The sequence below is a fragment of the Nostoc sp. CHAB 5715 genome, from assembly GCF_020829685.1.
Taxonomy (GTDB): domain Bacteria; phylum Cyanobacteriota; class Cyanobacteriia; order Cyanobacteriales; family Nostocaceae; genus Nostoc.
The window spans coordinates 1-2,195 of record NZ_JAIVFR010001135.1; the positions used below are offsets into that span (position 1 = coordinate 1).

Genomic DNA, 2,195 nt, shown 5'->3' on the forward strand with positions numbered 1-2,195 from the left:
CCTGCTCCCTCAGCTCCCCCTGCTCCCTCATCTCCCCCTGCTCCCTCATCTCCCCCTGCTCCCTCATCTCCCCCTGCTCCTTCATCTCCCCCTGCTCCCTCATCTCCCCCTGCTCCTTCTGCTCTCTTCATCCCCACACTTCAATCACGGATGATAATTTCGACATTCCGGTGCATTTGGGTTTTCCTTACAGTATTCTTCAAAAGAGACTTTGGCTGATACCATACCCTCAGCTTTCTGATGAGCAGCTTCTGCTTGAAGTTCTTCTACCTCATCCCAGGCAACTGCACAGGCTTTAGAATAAGCACCTTGTTCGGTGCAAATAGCCCGAGACTGCTCAATGGCTTTTTGAATTCTCTCTTCCAGCAATAGGGCTTTTGGCGCTTCCACAAAGTCGCTTTTGGTCAAAATGTCGGTAATCGAAATGATGCCCAACAGCTTACCTTGAATCACAGGTGCTCGATGAATACCAGTGTTAGCAAATAACCGTGCTACATATTCCACACCCAAATCAGGATTGACCACAATGCAAGGCTTGCTCATAATTTCGTAAACCCGCACTTGCTTTGGGTCTTTACCGTAGGCTGTTACCTTATAAACAATATCCGTTTCTGTGACAATGCCATAAGCATCATTATCATAGCGACGATCCACAACCAGCGCCCGCAATTTTTTGTCCTTCATCAGCCCCACTGCTTCAGCAACAGTCGCCGAACCGCGAATGGTAACTACATCTTTGGTCATGATATCTTCAGCTTTCATCATTGCTGTAGTCTCCTGGTTAATAGTACGGTGCAGCACAGTGCCTTCAGAGGCATATCGGAGCATTGCAGCACACAGTTTAGTTTCCTAACTAGAAAATAAAAAAGTTGAACTTTTGTCCAGCTACAACAATAAATTAGACCAGTTGTCAACTCCTGATGTTATCCAATTTGACCGATACCCAAAAAATAAGCATAAATTACCATAACTTTCTAGAAAATCTCGCCAAAGAACTCCAACCCCTAAAAAGTAAATTTTTGACTACTACATGTCTATTGGTACTGACTAATAACTGATAGAGAAGTTAGGATAAAATTACTATCCAACTTTAGTTGACTCAAAACTTGCATCAGTTCCCACCACCGCCTCAGAATGAATTCTGAGGCTTATAACAAAGTCTTCTAAAGAAGACTTTGTTAGGGTTTTAGTCCACGCTTAGTGGACTTGGGCTATTAGCCTGAGAATTTATTCTCAGGCGGGATAGGCAGGTGCAAGATATAACTTGAGATATTTCCTGTTAAGGAAAGCAAAAGCATTAAACAGCAACGGCTTCAGCTTCCATCAAGTTTTACCGATTTCGAGTAAATTTCAATTACCAATCCCATGCCAAATCGTCATTATCCTCCCGCCTACTTACGCTATCTCAAAGCCAGATTATGGAATCTAGGGCGACCTGGTTTTTGGGGCACTGCAATTTTTTTATCTGTAGTCGGGCTAGTAACTTGGGAATACTGGTCAAACCCAGATATTTTCGTTTATAAGCAAAAAAGTCAAGTCGCTTCACAAGAGCCTGCTGATTCCTCGCTGTCAGAAGAAAACAGAGCCATTGCAGCAGATATTGATAATTTGCCAGTTTTATTTAATGACTTTGACCAAGCAATTCCAGTAACGCCAAATAACCCCAAGGAAAATACTGAGGCAAAAAATAGCAAAAACTTCTTAGAGGATGTAATTAACAAACAAAAGTCTGCTAATGATACCAAATTAAATCCTCGTCTAAGCGTTAATGCCGACACCTCTCTAGGTGTGAAAAATCCCTTTGTTGTACAAACAGAAAATTTATTGCGGGCTGGGACGGTTGATAATAATAACCAGTTTCTCGGTCTTAAGCCCTTAACTACTGCATCTGAACCAACACAGGGGGAAACATCTTCTAGCCTGGGTATTGGATTCACGAATCAAACCAACAAGAATCAAAATTCTGTCTCCACCAGCCCTCTACAAGCAGCGCTCAAGCAATCGACAAACCAGCAATATTCTAGCTTCAATGAGACTGCAACTCAGACAAATGCCTTGGGCCGAGTCTCTGAGCCAGGAACAACGTTAATGCCACCCATTAACAGCTTACCCAATCAGAATTCTCTACCAAGTGCTGGGTTAACTACTGGGACAGGCTACACGTCAACGGGTACGAACTTGCAGCAAAATCCCCA

General features: G+C 43.3%; 2 protein-coding genes. One reads left to right on the forward strand and one right to left on the reverse strand.

The window, feature by feature from the left end:
* Positions 1 to 144: 144 nt before the first annotated feature.
* Positions 145 to 765: a CP12 domain-containing protein gene (locus tag LC574_RS36865; protein ID WP_229458581.1), complete on the reverse strand. Its 621-nt coding sequence runs from the start codon at positions 763 to 765 to the stop codon at positions 145 to 147.
* Between the two features lie 600 nt (positions 766 to 1,365).
* Here LC574_RS36865 and LC574_RS36870 point away from each other — a divergent pair.
* On the forward strand, positions 1,366 to 2,195 hold an 830-nt coding region (locus LC574_RS36870), incomplete at its 3' end, for a hypothetical protein (RefSeq protein ID WP_229458580.1).

Bases quoted from the DNA above. Each gene is read 5' to 3' on its own strand.
- LC574_RS36865 (WP_229458581.1), bottom strand. From the start codon at position 765: ATGATGAAAGCTGAAGATATCATGACCAAAGATGTAGTTACCATTCGC.